The organism is Pontibacterium sp. (assembly GCF_041587635.1).
Taxonomy (GTDB): Bacteria; Pseudomonadota; Gammaproteobacteria; order Pseudomonadales; family Balneatricaceae; genus Pontibacterium.
Genome location: NZ_JBFGYC010000655.1, coordinates 1 through 2,034 on the forward strand (window position 1 = coordinate 1; position 2,034 = coordinate 2,034).

Annotated in this window: 2 protein-coding genes; both read right to left on the reverse strand. The window is 51.4% G+C overall.

What is annotated here, in order from left to right:
* Positions 1-349 (reverse strand): GTP-binding protein (locus tag ABYW01_RS20340; protein ID WP_372836294.1); only part of this gene is annotated, 349 nt, incomplete at its 3' end.
* 31 nt (positions 350-380) lie between these two features.
* Positions 381-2,034, reverse strand: a 1,654-nt coding sequence (gene fusA / locus ABYW01_RS20345; protein ID WP_372836295.1) for an elongation factor G, incomplete at its 5' end; no start/stop codon positions are given.

Sequence of the window (2,034 nt, forward strand, 5' to 3'; positions counted from 1 at the left end):
GAGTCTGAGGCATAGGACCGTCGGTCGCGCCACAAACCAGGATAGCGCCGTCCATCTGAGCAGCACCGGTGATCATGTTTTTAACATAGTCAGCGTGCCCTGGGCAGTCTACGTGTGCGTAGTGACGGATAGTGGAATCGTATTCAACGTGAGACGTTGCGATGGTGATACCACGCTCACGCTCTTCTGGTGCGTTATCGATCTGGTCGAACGCCTTCATTTCACCGCCGAAAACTTCCGCACATACGCGAGTCAGGGCAGCAGTCAGTGTAGTTTTGCCGTGGTCAACGTGGCCGATAGTACCAACGTTAACGTGCGGCTTGGAGCGTTCAAATTGTTCTTTAGCCACGGTTAATACCTCTTAAACGAAAGGGCAATAATTAATTCTGATTGATAACCGCATCAGCGACATTTTTTGGCGCTTCAGCGTAATCTTCAAATTCCATAGAGTAGGTCGCACGACCCTGGGTAGCGGAGCGCAAATCTGTTGCGTATCCGAACATTTCACCCAATGGCACTTGTGCATTGATGACCTTACCGGAAGAGCTGTCTTCCATACCCTGAACAAGGCCACGACGACGATTCAGGTCTCCCATCACGTCGCCCATGTACTCCTCAGGAGTGACCACCTCTACTTTCATCATCGGCTCTAACAAGCATGGGCTGGCTTCCTGCGCGTACTTCTTAAGCGCCTGAGATGCCGCGATTTTAAACGCCATCTCGTTGGAGTCAACCTCATGGAAGGACCCATCATGAAGACGAGCCTTCAGGCCGATAAGCGGGTAGCCTGCGATAACACCGTTCTGCATTTGCTCGGTGATACCTTTTTCGATCGCCGGGATGAATTCCTTCGGAATCGCACCACCCACAACCTCGTTGATAAACTCCAGACCCTCTTTATCAGAAGGGCTGAACTCAATCACAACGTGACCGTACTGACCGCGACCACCAGACTGTCGCGCAAACTTATGATTTGCGTTAACTGACTGGCGAATTTTTTCGCGGTAGGCAACCTGTGGTTTACCGATGTTTGCCTCAACTTTGAACTCGCGCTTCATTCGATCCACGAGAATATCCAGATGAAGCTCACCCATGCCGGAAATGATAGTCTGACCCGTTTCCTGATCAGTTTCTACCCGGAAAGAAGGATCTTCCTGCGCAAGCTTACCCAACGCAATGCCCATTTTTTCCTGATCCGCCTGGGACCTTGGCTCAACCGCAACAGAGATAACCGGTTCCGGAAACTCCATACGCTCCAGAACGATAACATTATTGGTAGCACACAAAGTGTCACCTGTAGTTACGTCCTTCATACCGATCAGAGCCGCGATATCGCCTGCGCGAACCTCTTTGATCTCTTCACGATTATTGGAGTGCATCTGCACCATACGACCAACACGCTCTTTCTTGCTTTTCACGGAATTCATCACACTGTCGCCAGAGTTGAGAACACCGGAATACACACGCACGAAAGTCAGCGTACCTACGAATGGATCGGTTGCGATCTTAAACGCCAGCGCCGCGAACGGCGCATCGTCATCAGCTTCGCGAGTTGCGACAGTTTCTGCTGCATCATCCAGCGTGCCTTCGATCGCCTTAACCTCGACCGGAGACGGCATATATTCGATGACAGCATCAAGCACCGCCTGAACGCCTTTGTTCTTGAATGCAGAACCACACTGCATCAAAACAACGTCGTTATCCAGCGTGCGCTGACGCAGACCCGCTTTAATTTCTTCTGCGGACAACTCACCCTCTTCAAGGTATTTGTCCATCAGCTCTTCGGATGCCTCGGCTGCAGCGTCGACCATTTCTTCACGCAGCTCTTCGGCTTTATCCTGGAGGTCTGCAGGGATATCCTGCAGCTCGTAAGTCATGCCCTGATCCGACTCGTTCCACATGATAGCTTTCATGAGAATCAGATCTACGACACCCTTAAACTCATCTTCCGCACCGATCGGGAAATTGATCGGCACAGCAGTCGCACCCAGGCGATCCCTCAATTGGTCTACGACCATGAAGAAATCCGCACCC